Source organism: Vibrio sp. STUT-A11, from assembly GCF_026000435.1.
Lineage (GTDB): Bacteria > Pseudomonadota > Gammaproteobacteria > Enterobacterales > Vibrionaceae > Vibrio.
In genome coordinates, this window is sequence record NZ_AP026763.1 from 1,824,122 (window position 1) to 1,837,420 (window position 13,299).

The following is a 13,299-nucleotide window of genomic DNA, read 5'->3' on the forward strand; positions in this document are numbered from 1 at the left end:
TAACAAGAAAATCAGAGAGAAAAGCATATCGCTCTGTTATGCTGTTATTGTCTACCCCAATCATTCTCTTAGCAATCTGGTACTTATATGAACCGCACAATTTTCGGGGTAAGGATGCTTTAGCAAAGTCAGGAGCTTTTTTTGGTCACCGTTGATAAACAAGACTCAATCACATTAAAAATCAGCCATGAGCTAGCAAAAAGTAAAAGTGTCGACCTTGATATTTACTTCTTTGTCCCTGGTGAGTTAGGCCTCAATGCCGACATCATCAGTGAATCAGAATTCTATTATACCTCTATCACACAGCAGCGTTCCTATTACAGTAAGGAGATTCTGCTGCCTTTGGTTCACAGCCGACTGGCCAAGCGCGGCCGCCTCTCGAATCAACAGTACCGTGTCAGTTTGAGTTTGTTCGCTTATCAATACGTCATCGCGTTGGACAAAGCCGTTGCCAGTTTGAATAAGCTAGAAAGTAACTCCGTCACAGAAGATGAAGTTGATGAAGTCATCGAATTGGCGATTGCGATTCTAAAACGGCTTCGTCGTGGTATCCCTTTTGAAGAGAACCTAAAACGTTACTACGTTAACATCGACAACTATTTGTCGTGGTACACAGAGCAAAAGTTCTTGTCGCTCGTTGCCCACTTACCAAGAGAAGGCGATTACAGCACGATCAAGAAACGACTGGTCACTCTATGTGAAAAAGAGCAAGCGCACCGTAAATTAAATCAATATAACTCGACAAAAGTCGTCGACGACGTGACGCGACTCTCCAATAAAATGCGTCTTTTGAGGCGTCTTATTGAGCACCCTGTCGTCTTACGTGAACAGACAATCTCAATGGGGAAAAACGTTAAACGGGCGATAAAAGGCATTGCGACAGGGTTAGTGATGGTTGTCGTGACATCGACCGTGATCCTAGCTCGAGACTACTTAGGAGAAATTTCTGCATCCTTTATAATTGCAATGTCTTTCATTTATGCCTTACGCGAGATTTTTAAAGATGATCTTCGCGATGCCATGTGGCGCTGGATACGCAAAGGCAAGCCCAAATGGCGTAAGAAGTATATAGATCCTACCACCAAGAAAGTGGTTGGTAAAAAGTTAGAGTGGCTTGACTACAGAACGCTCTCTAGCCTGCCGGACAAGATTCAACAGATCCGTAAAAAACGTGTCGTTCAGAGAGAAGAGAAAATTCTTCACTATCAGGAAAAGACGGAAATGGCGACATCGATGTTTTTAAGTGGCTATGAGCAAACGCGACAAACCATGAATATTAGCTTGAGACCCATTATTCGATTGATGGATAAAGGCTCAAACCGCGTGTACCGCCTGAATGAAGGGCAAGTTACCAAAGAGTCCGTTGAGAAACGTCACCTCATCAATGTGATCGTCAAAGAAGACAACCACACTGATGACCCCGTGTACTACCGCTGGAAAGTGGTATTGAACCGGTCGAAGATAGTGTCGATTGAAAAAATCGAGCTGAGCTAACGGAAATAGTTAGCGATTAAGCAGCCTTCTTTGATTGTTGTGTTGCTTTTTTAAGCGAAAGCGTCAGATAAAACTCTGCCATTGGCTCATCGCCATGGAGAGACGGACATAATGCTGTGATTTTCACATCACGATTCACACGCTCACCTGTCTCGAGGGTGTAATCCAGCATCTCGTCGATTAAAGGACCATCATCACATACAAAATGTACATCGGCTTCTGGTCGTTTTAAAAACTCAGCCTTAACGCCTTTAAAAGCCAATGAAATCGGCTCTCCTTTCTCTTTTGCTTTACTCATGGCTAAAAAGGCCCCCGCGACATCAGCACCAACCGCCAACGCACCGAAATACATGCTGTTAAGGTGGTTTTTGGTTCTTTTGCGCAGAGGAATTTTTACTTCAACATGCTTATCGTCGATATCAATGATTTTTGGACGACAAAGCCAGATTAATGGAACTTTAGTGAAACCGAAGACTTTCAAGTAAAGGTTTGCACGACGTACTGCAGATAACATTTTGGTCTCCTTACCAACCTAACTCAGCCAGTTAATCAAACGCTCGTTTTAATGTCAAAGAATTGTTAATGAAACTTGATCTGCCTATTAAATTATTCGTCATAAACACATTAAAGGTGACAACGTCACCCAATCAGACTATCGTTTATTTTCTGACATAGGTTATTTGTTGACATAAGTTATGGCTGGCAAGGCGCAGCGTACTATTGCGGCTTTCTCACTTTGCTCACTGCCTAACCCTAGTCAATGGCGTAACTATCGCGCACTAGAATATGTGTAAAGTATGCCCTTAGGTTGTTATAAAAAAGTAATAACAATATAGAGCTTTCAGGCTATTTGGGATTTAGAGGCGAAGAATACTGTGAAACAGTTTATTCCTGCCATTAATTCCGTTATCTTTATCCCTTCGCAACAGAGAATAAAGCTATAAGATGCCTATAAAAACAGATGAATTGAGAACCCAGCCTTTGGGTCCAATGCCTACCCCAGCGGAGCTAGGTAGTGAGTATCCGATCACGGATGACGTTGCAGATCGAATTGCTCAATCTCGCCGTCAGATCGAAAAAATCTTGACGGGTGAAGATAAACGCCTTCTTACTATCGTGGGTCCTTGCTCTGTCCATGATACAGAAGCCGCGATTGACTACGCAACGCGCCTTAGCGCCATCCAGGACAAGTACAAAGACGAGCTATTTATCGTCATGCGTACTTACTTTGAAAAACCGCGTACAGTAGTGGGTTGGAAAGGCTTAATAACCGATCCAAACCTAGACGGGTCTTATGCGCTAGAAGCTGGCCTTCATAAAGCACGTAAATTGCTACTGGATATCAACAAGCTTGGTCTTGCCACAGCTACTGAGTTTCTTGATATGATTACCGGTCAATACATTGCGGATTTGATTACTTGGGGCGCCATTGGTGCACGTACTACTGAATCTCAAATTCACCGAGAAATGGCATCTGCACTCTCGTGTCCGGTTGGCTTTAAAAATGGTACCAACGGTAACGTGAAAATAGCGATTGATGCAATTCGTGCATCGAAAGCATCACACTACTTCTACTCTCCAGATAAGCACGGTCGTATGACGGTTTATCGCACAAGTGGTAATCCATTCGGTCATATTATTTTACGTGGCGGCGAAAAAGGTCCAAACTTTGACCAAGCTTCAGTCAAGAAAGCTTGTGACGCGCTAGCAGAGTTCGATCTACCGCAACGCTTAATTGTCGATTTCAGTCATGCTAACTGCCAAAAGCAACATCGAAAGCAGCTTGATGTCGCAAAAGACATCTGCCAACAAATCAAGGCAGGCAGTACACACGTTGCAGGCATAATGGCAGAGAGCTTCATCGTTGAAGGTAATCAGCCAATGACTGACATCAACAACCTGACATACGGTCAATCAATCACTGACCCTTGCCTGAGTTGGGAAGATACAGTGACGATGCTAGATATGCTGGCAGATGCTGTAAAATCCACTAAGTAATTAATAACAAGATAATCAAGGAATCTTCATGCCATCGTTTGATATTGTTTCAGAAATCGATACGGTTGAACTACGTAACGCCGTTGATAACGCTAACCGTGAATTGTCTACTCGTTTCGATTTCCGCAATGTAAATGCGAGCTTTGAGCTAGTAGAAGAAAATGTAAAAGTGTCCGCTGAAGGTGAATTTCAGCTTAAACAAATGCGTGACATTTTACGAGGTCACTTAGCAAAGCGTAATATCGATGCTAATGCAATGGACTCTCAAAAACCTGAGGCAACTGGCAGAAACTGGCATCAGAACATCTTGTTCCGCCAGGGTATTGATACGCCGACGGCTAAAAAGGTAGTCAAGCTAATTAAAGACGCGAAGCTGAAAGTACAAGCTTCAATCCAAGGCGATAAAGTACGTGTCACGGGTAAAAAGCGTGATGACCTACAGGCGACAATGGCTACCATTCGTGAAGCCGAACTAGGATTGCCTTTCCAGTTCAATAACTTCCGCGATTAATCATTAGTGCAATAAACGAAAAACGCCAACGATCACTCGTCGGCGTTTTTGTTTGTGCTAAAGGGGATTAGATCACGAGATCTTGTCCCTGTAGCAACATAAATTCACTCGTGCCTTGTGGAATAAATACACAGACGCGTAAGTTGTCTTGTTTAGCCTTGGCAAGCATGTCTGACAACTGAGCTGCGTTTGTAAATGAATCTCTCTCGGCGTCTCTTCTCACTAACTCCATTGCGTCTGACTCACATTTTGTCGAGTACAACGCCAATTCCGCTTGCTGCATGTAACGAACCGCTTTGATTGGCAACATTTCAACGTCTTTACCAACATGAATCCAAGTGCAACTGCCCTTTTCTTCGAGTGGATCAGCCATAGTTGCTTGGTAAATAGTTTCTAAATCTCGGTTATCACTCGCATTTTCAACGTCAGGATTCGAAAAGAACTGCTCCCAGAACTTACGGCGTAAATCGACACTTGGTAACGCTTCTTTGATGGAATTGCGTTTGGAATTCGCAAAGTCTGCCATTAAGCCCATATTCTGTGGAAGAATCATTTCTAGCTTCTCACGAATATTACGAATCAATACTGGAGATGCACCACCACTCGAAATGGCTATCTGGATACGGCCACGATTGATCATTGAAGGCGTGATGAAATCGCAGTATGGCTTATCATCAACCACATTCACTAGGATCCCAAGCCCTTTCGCATCTTTATAAACCTGATGATTCAAGTCTGGATTATCTGTGGTCGCCCACACCTGAACAAAGCCTTTTGTGACAATGTCACTTGAATAAAAGCGCTGAATCCATCTTAGTTGGTGATCCTTTGCAAGCTTGGCCAGATAGTCAACCAAGGTGGGAGAGACGACCGTGATATCAGCTCCCGCCTTCAGTAAAGCTTCGACCTTGCGGCTCGCGACTTCCCCGCCGCCAACAACGAGAACTGGTTTGTTGATTAAATCTAAGAACAGAGGAAAATATCGCATCTCAACCTTTGATTATACTAATTAACTATTAAAACCATGCTACCAAAAATGGGGCATGGTCATCACCTTGTTTCGCTGACACAAATAATTTTTGTTCGAATTTTAACTGAACTTAGCCGAGGTCCGCTAATGACAGTTTTGATAACGACGTTTTATTCTCTATTTGCGCCTACTTGTTCGTTGAATATTCTGATGCACCAACTTGATCACCAGTTGCACTATTTACAAACAATTAACATTTCGTCATTCTAAAACCTGAGGAATTTTGTAGGTTCTCTTAAAATTCCATTTAAATTATATATTTGAGAATTCACAGATCCTTTTCTAAGCTTAGATTTGATTGATTACTCGATTACCGTTTCCTCGAAAATCAATCACGTAGGACACAACACAACACAAAATTGGACACGCTAACTTTAAGTTACATTGATTTAACATGGATCATACAGGAAGGACACAAATGGCAAATAAACTAACAATTCTTGCTTCCGTCGTAGCGGCTTCTACTGCAATGATGGCAACATCAGCTCAAGCTGCAGACTCTACTTTGGACAAAGTAACAAAACAAGGTTTTCTTACTTGTGGTGTAAGTACTGGTCTTCCAGGTTTCTCAAACCCAAACTCAAAAGGTGAATGGGAAGGTATCGACGTAGAATATTGCCAAGCAATGGCTGCAGCCGTTCTTGGGGACAAAACGAAAGTTAAGTACGTTCCTCTAACCGCCAAAGAACGCTTCACTGCACTCCAATCTGGTGAAATTGATGTTCTTTCACGTAACACTACTTGGACACTACACCGCGACACCGCCCTTGGCCTAAACTTCGTCGGTGTTAACTACTACGACGGTCAAGGCTTCATGGTGAAAAAAGAGCTTGGCTTATCAAGTGCAAAAGAACTTGACGGCGCGTCTGTTTGTGTTCAATCAGGCACGACTACTGAGCTTAACCTCGCGGATTACTTCCGTAACAACAGTATGAGCTACAAGCCTGTCGTATTTGATACAGCGGCGCAAACTTCAAAAGGTTTCGACTCGGGCCGTTGTGACGTGTTAACCACAGACCAATCTGGCCTTTACGCGCTGCGTTTGAACCTTCAAGACCCTTCATCAGCAGCCGTTCTTCCTGAAATCATTTCAAAAGAGCCTCTCGGTCCTGTTGTACGTCAGGGTGATGACCAGTGGTTTAATATTGCTAAATGGACACTATCCGCAATGATTAATGCGGAAGAGTACGGCATCACTTCTAAGAATGCGGATGAGATGTTGAAATCTGAAGATCCAAACATCAAACGTATCCTTGGTGTAGACGGCCCTCAAGGTAAAGGCTTAGGTATCCGTGACGATTGGGGCTACCAAATCGTTAAACAAGTGGGTAACTACGGTGAAAGCTTTGAGCGCACAGTAGGTAAGGGTTCGCCTCTCGATATTTCTCGTGGTGTTAACGCACTATGGAACGAAGGTGGCTTCATGTACGCGTCACCAATCCGATAGAAGCGAGAAAATCAGGGCGGTTTAGCCGCCCTTTTTCGTATCTATAATCTGGATGAGTAAGGAAACTCAATCGCTGGTGTTAGCTGAGTTAGTTGTAAACATGGATTTTTATCGGCAAAGCAACGCTTACGATCTATGATTGCCGGAGCACCAGATTTACCTGCCAGTAACACCCCTTGCTCATACAGAATGATAACTATAACTAAGGTTTGAGGTTAACGCTGTATGGAACCGATTAAAGACGCATCGCTAAGTACGATGTCCAAACCAAGTGGAAGTAAAAGCCTAATTTATAACCCTGCTTTTCGTTCCGCTCTTTTTCAGATCATTGCTGTAGCTGCATTGGTATTTTTCTTTTACACCATCATCAACAACGCGCTAAATAACTTAGATGCCCGAGGTATCGCTACGGGTTTTGATTTTCTTGATCAGGAAGCAGGCTTCGGTATTGGGCTTACGCTGATTGAATATAACGAAACCTACTCTTATGGCAGAACTTTTGTCATTGGTTTACTAAACACCGCACTAGTTTCAGTGTTAGGTATTATCCTGGCTACTGTAATTGGTTTCACCATGGGTGTTGCTCGTCTATCTTCTAACTGGTTAGTTAGCCGCTTAGCAGCGGTATATATTGAGACATTTCGAAATATCCCTCTTCTTCTACAAATCTTCTTTTGGTATTTCGCCGTTTTGCAGGCATTGCCTTCAGCAAGACAAAGTATCAGCCTTGGCGAAGCTATCTTCTTAAACGTTCGAGGACTCTACCTTCCTGCTCCAATATTGGAAAACGGCAGTAGTGTTGTTATCGCCGCGTTTATTGTCGGGCTCGTTGCGACTATCTCCATCTCTATTTGGGCGAAGAACAAACAGCGCCTGACCGGCCAGCAAACTCCGATGGGACGAATTGCTTTAGGATTAGTCGTTGGCTTACCTTTGGTCGTTTATTTCCTTGTTGGTATGCCTATCTCTCTGGAATACCCGGCTCTGAAAGGCTTTAACTTCCAAGGCGGCATCAGCATTATTCCTGAGCTTGCAGCGCTTCTGATTGCACTAAGTGTTTACACCGCAACATTTATCGCCGAGATCGTACGTTCTGGTATTAACGCTGTTAGCCATGGTCAAACCGAAGCTGCAATGTCGTTAGGCCTACCAAGAACCAAAACACTAAAGCTCGTGGTTATTCCTCAAGCGCTGCGAATCATTATTCCTCCATTAACCAGTCAATATTTGAACTTAACCAAAAACTCTTCATTGGCAATGGCTATCGGCTATCCGGATCTTGTGTCTGTGTTTGCTGGCACGACCCTAAACCAAACGGGCCAAGCCATTGAGATCATCGCGATGACAATGGGCGTGTACTTAGCGTTAAGTTTGATTACTTCTGCGTTAATGAACCTGTACAACCGTAAAGTAGCACTGGTGGAGAGATAATATGAGTACACATCAATTTCAGCCTGATCTCCCACCGCCATCAAACACGGTCGGTGCGGTAGGTTGGATGCGTAAAAACCTGTTTAATGGACCAGTAAACTCTATTGTTACCATTATTCTCGCCTACTTAGCATTTACTGCTTTGTGGAACATCGTCGATTGGGCGTTCATCAACGCGGATTGGGTAGGAACAACACGTGATGCATGTAGCCGAGAAGGCGCGTGTTGGGTATTCATCAGCGTACGTTGGGATCAGTTCATGTATGGCTTCTATCCTGAGGCTGAACTGTGGCGCCCTCGCCTGTTTTATATCTCACTCGCCATCCTGACTGCGCTTGTTGCCTATGAGAAGACACCAAAACGTATGTGGATCTGGCTATTTTTAGTCAACGTTTATCCATTCCTTGTAGCAGGTCTTCTTTACGGTGGCGTATTTGGTCTGGAGGTGGTTGACACACATAAATGGGGTGGATTACTTGTTACCTTAATCATCGCGCTTGTGGGTATTGTTGTCTCGTTACCAATTGGTGTGGTTTTAGCACTAGGTCGACGCTCCGAGATGCCAATTATCCGCAGTATGTGTACTGTCTACATCGAAGTTTGGCGTGGTGTACCGCTAATCACCGTCTTATTCATGGCGTCGGTCATGTTGCCACTGTTTATGTCTGAAGGTTCGGAGACAGATAAACTCATCCGTGCACTCATCGGTGTGGTGATGTTTGCCGCAGCCTATATGGCAGAAGTGATTCGTGGTGGTTTACAAGCGATTCCAAAAGGGCAATACGAAGCAGCAGATGCGCTTGGATTAAGCTACTGGAAGAAAACAGGGTTAATTATTTTACCGCAGGCTCTGAAAATCACGATTCCTTCTATCGTGAATACCTTCATCGGCCTGTTTAAAGATACCAGCCTGGTACTGATCATCGGTATGTTTGATGTACTGGGTATTGGGCAATCCGCAAACACCGACCCAGAATGGCTCGGCTTTGCGACGGAAAGTTATGTATTTGTCGCGTTAGTGTTTTGGGTATTTTGTTTCGGCATGTCTCGTTATTCGATATGGCTCGAAAACAAACTTCATACCGGTCACAAACGATAACTCATTAAGATCAAGGACGTATTATGACGCAACAACAAAACTATATGATCCAGTTGAAGGACATGAACAAGTGGTACGGTGAGTTTCACGTACTGAAAAACATCAACTTAAACGTGAAAAAAGGTGAAAAGATCGTTATCTGTGGGCCTTCTGGTTCAGGAAAATCGACCATGATTCGCTGTATTAACCGATTGGAAGAGCATCAGGCAGGTGAAATCTTCGTTTCAGGAACCGAACTGACGGAAGACTTGAAAAACATCGAAGCGGTTCGTCGTGAAGTTGGCATGTGTTTTCAGCATTTCAACCTGTTCCCTCACCTGACCGTGTTGGAAAACTGCACACTTGCTCCGATTTGGGTTAAGAAAATGCCTAAAGACGAAGCAGAAGCCATTGCGATGAAGTATCTTGAGCGCGTTAAGATCCCTGACCAAGCGGATAAATACCCGGGTCAGCTTTCAGGTGGTCAGCAACAACGTGTGGCAATCGCTCGTTCTTTGTGCATGAATCCAAAAGTAATGTTGTTTGACGAACCAACGTCAGCACTCGACCCAGAGATGGTACGTGAGGTGCTGGATGTTATGGTGGAACTGGCAGAAGAAGGCATGACCATGTTGTGTGTAACGCACGAGATGGGTTTTGCGAAAGAAGTGGCAGACCGGGTGATCTTTATGGATGCCGGTGAAATCATCGAAGAAAATAATCCGAAAGATTTCTTCGAGAACCCGCAATCTGATCGTACGCAAAACTTCCTATCGCAAATTTTACACCATTAATATTTTGCGCTAGAGACACTCAAAAAAGGCACTGATTTCAATAGGAACGGTGCCTTTTTCAATTCGTAGTCAGTTATGGTAACGTAGTCGAGTTTGCTATTTCTGGCAGTAATATTGTGTTACAAGTTCTCGCATACATAACGCCTTATTTCTATTATTATTTTGTCATAGCGATACATGGTTAGGGCTTGATTTTTTGAACTTTCAACCCCATAAATGTACTTAAAAGAAAGTCTCTTATCGAGGAAGAATATGAACAGTCCAATGTTTACCCGCACTTCTACACAAGAAAGTGCTCTGCAAACCAACAAAGTATTGCGTAATACTTACGCCCTACTTTCAATGACTCTATTGTGGTCAGCCGTTGTTGCTGGCGTATCGATGGCGTATAACCTACCACGCCCAGGTCTTATCCTGATGCTGGTTGGTTTCTATGGCCTTCTTTTCCTAACAGAGAAAAACCGCAACAACAGCCTTGGTCTGGTGTTCACATTCCTGTTCACAGGTTTCCTTGGTTACACAATTGGTCCAATCCTAAACATGTACATCGGTGCAGGTATGGGTGATGTGGTGCTTACCGCTTTGGGTGGTACAGCGCTATCGTTTATGGCGGCGTCAGCATACGCATTAACCACTAGACGTGACCTATCTATGATGGGCGGTCTGATGTTGTCTCTGTTTGTTGTACTTGTCGTCGGTATGATCGCGAGCATCTTCATTCAATCAACGATTCTGCATCTTGCAATGAGCAGCTTGTTCATCGTTTTCTCAACCATGGCGATTCTGATGACCACTCAAGGCATCATCCGTGGCGGTGAAACAAACTACATCTCTGCAACAGTTACGCTGTACGTATCAATCTACAACATCTTCATCAGCCTACTAAGCATTCTAGGCATCATGAACGACGACTAATCCGTCAGATTGAATAGAGCTCAAAAGCCCGAAGGTTAACCCCTTCGGGCTTTTTGTTTGCTCACAGCTTGCTATTGCACCTGCACTATTTTTCATACCAACATAAGTAAGAAAGTGGTCATACTTAATGATAGAGAACCAGAAAACAGGCATCGAACACAAACACGCATGAACCCATCCATGGGGCTTCGATTTGCCATCCATGGCAAATAGAGTTTGTTTATCGTGCCCTGTTCCATGACGGGTTAATTTTCCGGATTGGTATTACTCACCCAACCTCAACAAAAAACAGCCATTATTGCATATCCATGCAAATCTCTTTGTTTGCCCTACGAAGATTTTCTAACACAGTGAATGAATAGCTAAATTTCTGAATAAACAAATAAAAACAACCTACGTCATAATTTGGTTGCTTTTACTCCGCTTGAACGCATGGTGAGATTATTTAGTTGAGAAGTTCCACACCTGTACGCTAATCTATAAACATCAAAGATTACTTAACGGATAGAAGGTTATGTTCGTTTATAACGGCAAAGAAATTGAAACCGATGCTCAGGGTTACTTGTTGGACCATACTCAATGGGAAGAAGGTATGATTGAGTTATTGGCAGAAGAAGAAGGCATTGAGCTAACCGACGCGCACTTAGAAGTCGTCCACTTTGTTCGCGACTTTTATGAAGAGTTCAACACCTCCCCAGCAGTAAGAATGTTGGTTAAGGCGATGGAAAAAGCGCACGGGCCAGAAAAAGGCAACAGCAAATACCTGTTTAAGCTATTCAAAAAAGGCCCTGCAAAACAAGCGACCAAACTGGCTGGACTCCCGAAACCAGCGAAATGCCTTTAATCATAAAATTTTGAAGCCGCGGTATGGTTTATAAGACGCGTTCTCATGCGATACGCTTTCGACAGTTGCCGTCCGTGGCCCCTCTTTCAACCACTCAGTAAACTCATCAATTTGCGTCTCAGTGCCGCAGGCAACCACTTCTACATCACCATTGTTTAGATTTTTAGCGTAGCCAGTCAAACCTAGCTTCAACCCCTGATGTGAGGTTTGATACCGAAACCCAACCCCTTGAACAAGACCTTTTACTACATACTTTTCACACTTTAGATTCATCGTTATTTCGCTTCTTATAATGGTTATTGCAGACCCATCGAGCCTTCAATAAGCGTAGCGGGTTCTAAATCAATTATGGAAGAAAATCCGACAGGCGGGATTGATAAGTCTCTCATTCACCTAAATTTCAAATAAAGTGGGCTTGATTTTAAGTAACAAACCCAAGCGTGACGCCGTAACTCTCAATAAAACCAACTGATTCCCAATGGTTATTGCTTTTGCCAGCAACATCCCGGACAATACGCCCCTTTCAAAATTCAACAAGAGCTAAAGAAATGACAGCTGCTATCTATTTGGTTAAAGGTCGTGAGAAATCGGTTAAGCGTAAGCACCCATGGATCTTCTCTCGAGGCATCAATAAAGTTGAGGGCGAACCCGTTCTTGGCGAAACGGTTGATGTATTCACTCACGACGGAAAATGGTTAGCAAAAGCAGCGTATTCGCCGGAATCTCAAATCCGTGCTCGTATTTGGAGCTTTGAAAAACAAGACATCAACAAAGCGTTTTTCGTCAAACGTTTTAAAGATGCACAGCTTCTACGTGAAGATGTGATTGATCGTGATGAGCTAACCGGCTACCGCTTAATCGCGGCTGAGTCTGATGGCTTACCAGGCGTCACTATTGACCGTTACCAGAACTTCTTCGTCTGTCAGTTATTAAGTGCTGGCGCTGAGTACAATAAACAGGCAATCGTAGACGCGCTTGTTGAATGTTTCCCTGACTGTAACGTTTACGAGCGGTCTGACGTTGCCGTGCGTAAAAAAGAAGGCTTGAAAGAAACGACAGGCGTTTTACACGGTGAAGAGCCACCAAAATCGGTGGTAATCGAAGAGAACGGCGTCAAAATCAGTGTGGATATCATTGGTGGTCACAAAACGGGTTTCTACCTGGACCAACGCGACAGTCGTCAGCAAGCGATGAAATACATGAAGGATAAAGAAGTCCTAAACTGCTTCTCTTACACTGGCGGCTTTGGTCTTTATGCACTTAAAGGTGGAGCAAAGCGTGTTATCAATGCGGACGTTTCTCAGCCAGCTCTGGACACGGCAAAATTTAACGCCGAACTGAACGAGTTCGACATTTCTAAGAAGCGCGCTGTTTTCCTCAATGCAGACGTGTTTAAGTTGCTGCGTGAGTACCGCGATCAAGGTACTAAATTTGATGTGGTGATTATGGACCCACCAAAGTTCGCCGAGAGCAAAGCGCAACTTAATGGTGCATGTCGCGGTTATAAAGACATCAACATGCTAGCGATGCAAATCCTAAAGCCTGGTGGCACTCTGCTTACTTACTCTTGCTCTGGCTTAATGGACCAAGTCCTATTCCAAAAAATCATCGCGGATGCGGCAGTTGATGCGAATCGCCAAGTTAAGTTTGTTGAGCGTTTTGAACAAGCGGCAGACCACCCAACTGACACGGCCTACCCAGAAGGTTTCTATCTGAAAGGCTTCGCTTGTAAGGTGCTTTAGACCTCATTCAAATAT

Annotated in this window: 13 protein-coding genes; 10 read left to right on the top strand and 3 right to left on the bottom strand. The window is 43.8% G+C overall.

All coding sequences use genetic code 11. The features are described from left to right. Positions 1-141 precede the first annotated feature (141 nt). Positions 142-1,494 (top strand): hypothetical protein, encoded by a 1,353-nt coding sequence (locus tag OO774_RS08660; RefSeq protein ID WP_264901592.1) that lies wholly within the window; start codon positions 142-144, stop codon positions 1,492-1,494. A 16-nt stretch (positions 1,495-1,510) separates the two neighbouring features. Here OO774_RS08660 and OO774_RS08665 read toward each other — a convergent pair whose 3' ends face one another. Further along, positions 1,511-2,008 (bottom strand): DUF4442 domain-containing protein, encoded by a 498-nt coding sequence (locus OO774_RS08665; protein WP_264901593.1) that lies wholly within the window; start codon positions 2,006-2,008, stop codon positions 1,511-1,513. A gap of 431 nt (positions 2,009-2,439) precedes the next feature. On the opposite strand from OO774_RS08665, the gene OO774_RS08670 reads away from it, so the two are divergent. Together OO774_RS08670 and OO774_RS08675 are read left to right on the top strand one after the other, a co-directional pair. After that, complete coding sequence (locus OO774_RS08670) at positions 2,440-3,492, top strand: 3-deoxy-7-phosphoheptulonate synthase (RefSeq protein WP_264901594.1); 1,053 nt, start codon at positions 2,440-2,442, stop codon at positions 3,490-3,492. 28 nt (positions 3,493-3,520) lie between these two features. Further along, positions 3,521-4,003, top strand: a complete 483-nt coding sequence (locus OO774_RS08675; protein ID WP_264901596.1) for a YajQ family cyclic di-GMP-binding protein — start codon at positions 3,521-3,523, stop codon at positions 4,001-4,003. Between the two features lie 67 nt (positions 4,004-4,070). Here the strand turns inward: OO774_RS08675 and OO774_RS08680 are convergent, their stop codons facing one another. After that, entirely contained in the window at positions 4,071-4,991 is a 921-nt protein-coding gene (locus tag OO774_RS08680) for a siroheme synthase (protein WP_264901597.1), read from the bottom strand. A 460-nt stretch (positions 4,992-5,451) separates the two neighbouring features. On the opposite strand from OO774_RS08680, the gene OO774_RS08685 reads away from it, so the two are divergent. The 6 genes from OO774_RS08685 (at position 5,452) to OO774_RS08710 (ending at position 11,542) form a co-directional block, all read left to right on the top strand. Then, positions 5,452-6,480, top strand: a complete 1,029-nt coding sequence (locus OO774_RS08685) for an amino acid ABC transporter substrate-binding protein (RefSeq protein ID WP_264901598.1) — start codon at positions 5,452-5,454, stop codon at positions 6,478-6,480. A gap of 225 nt (positions 6,481-6,705) precedes the next feature. Beyond that, on the top strand, positions 6,706-7,911 hold the full coding sequence (locus tag OO774_RS08690) for an amino acid ABC transporter permease (protein ID WP_264901600.1): 1,206 nt from the start codon (positions 6,706-6,708) through the stop codon (positions 7,909-7,911). Position 7,912: 1 nt separating this feature from the next. Further along, on the top strand, positions 7,913-9,010 hold the full coding sequence (locus OO774_RS08695; protein WP_264901602.1) for an amino acid ABC transporter permease: 1,098 nt from the start codon (positions 7,913-7,915) through the stop codon (positions 9,008-9,010). 23 nt (positions 9,011-9,033) lie between these two features. Continuing rightward, positions 9,034-9,783, top strand: coding sequence for an amino acid ABC transporter ATP-binding protein (locus OO774_RS08700; RefSeq protein WP_176293138.1), 750 nt, complete (start codon positions 9,034-9,036; stop codon positions 9,781-9,783). 252 nt (positions 9,784-10,035) lie between these two features. Next, positions 10,036-10,698: a Bax inhibitor-1/YccA family protein gene (locus OO774_RS08705; protein WP_264901605.1), complete on the top strand. Its 663-nt coding sequence runs from the start codon at positions 10,036-10,038 to the stop codon at positions 10,696-10,698. 514 nt (positions 10,699-11,212) lie between these two features. Then, complete coding sequence (locus OO774_RS08710; RefSeq protein ID WP_065299691.1) at positions 11,213-11,542, top strand: TusE/DsrC/DsvC family sulfur relay protein; 330 nt, start codon at positions 11,213-11,215, stop codon at positions 11,540-11,542. On the opposite strand, the gene yccX is transcribed toward OO774_RS08710, so the two are convergent. Beyond that, on the bottom strand, positions 11,543-11,815 hold the full coding sequence (gene yccX / locus OO774_RS08715; RefSeq protein WP_014231913.1) for an acylphosphatase: 273 nt from the start codon (positions 11,813-11,815) through the stop codon (positions 11,543-11,545). A gap of 275 nt (positions 11,816-12,090) precedes the next feature. Here yccX and OO774_RS08720 point away from each other — a divergent pair, with 275 nt between their 5' ends. After that, a complete protein-coding gene (locus tag OO774_RS08720; RefSeq protein WP_264901608.1) occupies positions 12,091-13,284 on the top strand; it encodes a class I SAM-dependent methyltransferase in 1,194 nt (397 codons plus the stop codon). The last annotated feature ends 15 nt before the right edge of the window (positions 13,285-13,299 follow it).

What these genes read in the sequence shown, in the direction of transcription:
- OO774_RS08665 (WP_264901593.1), bottom strand. Translation starts at nt 2,008, where the DNA reads ATGTTATCTGCAGTACGTCGTGCAAACCTTTACTTGAAAGTCTTCGGT.
- OO774_RS08670 (WP_264901594.1), top strand. Translation starts at nt 2,440, where the DNA reads ATGCCTATAAAAACAGATGAATTGAGAACCCAGCCTTTGGGTCCAATG.
- OO774_RS08685 (WP_264901598.1), top strand. Translation starts at nt 5,452, where the DNA reads ATGGCAAATAAACTAACAATTCTTGCTTCCGTCGTAGCGGCTTCTACT.
- OO774_RS08705 (WP_264901605.1), top strand. Translation starts at nt 10,036, where the DNA reads ATGAACAGTCCAATGTTTACCCGCACTTCTACACAAGAAAGTGCTCTG.
- OO774_RS08720 (WP_264901608.1), top strand. Translation starts at nt 12,091, where the DNA reads ATGACAGCTGCTATCTATTTGGTTAAAGGTCGTGAGAAATCGGTTAAG.
- OO774_RS08680 (WP_264901597.1), bottom strand. Translation starts at nt 4,991, where the DNA reads ATGCGATATTTTCCTCTGTTCTTAGATTTAATCAACAAACCAGTTCTC.
- OO774_RS08710 (WP_065299691.1), top strand. Translation starts at nt 11,213, where the DNA reads ATGTTCGTTTATAACGGCAAAGAAATTGAAACCGATGCTCAGGGTTAC.
- OO774_RS08690 (WP_264901600.1), top strand. Translation starts at nt 6,706, where the DNA reads ATGGAACCGATTAAAGACGCATCGCTAAGTACGATGTCCAAACCAAGT.
- OO774_RS08675 (WP_264901596.1), top strand. Translation starts at nt 3,521, where the DNA reads ATGCCATCGTTTGATATTGTTTCAGAAATCGATACGGTTGAACTACGT.
- yccX (WP_014231913.1), bottom strand. Translation starts at nt 11,815, where the DNA reads ATGAATCTAAAGTGTGAAAAGTATGTAGTAAAAGGTCTTGTTCAAGGG.
- OO774_RS08695 (WP_264901602.1), top strand. Translation starts at nt 7,913, where the DNA reads ATGAGTACACATCAATTTCAGCCTGATCTCCCACCGCCATCAAACACG.
- OO774_RS08700 (WP_176293138.1), top strand. Translation starts at nt 9,034, where the DNA reads ATGACGCAACAACAAAACTATATGATCCAGTTGAAGGACATGAACAAG.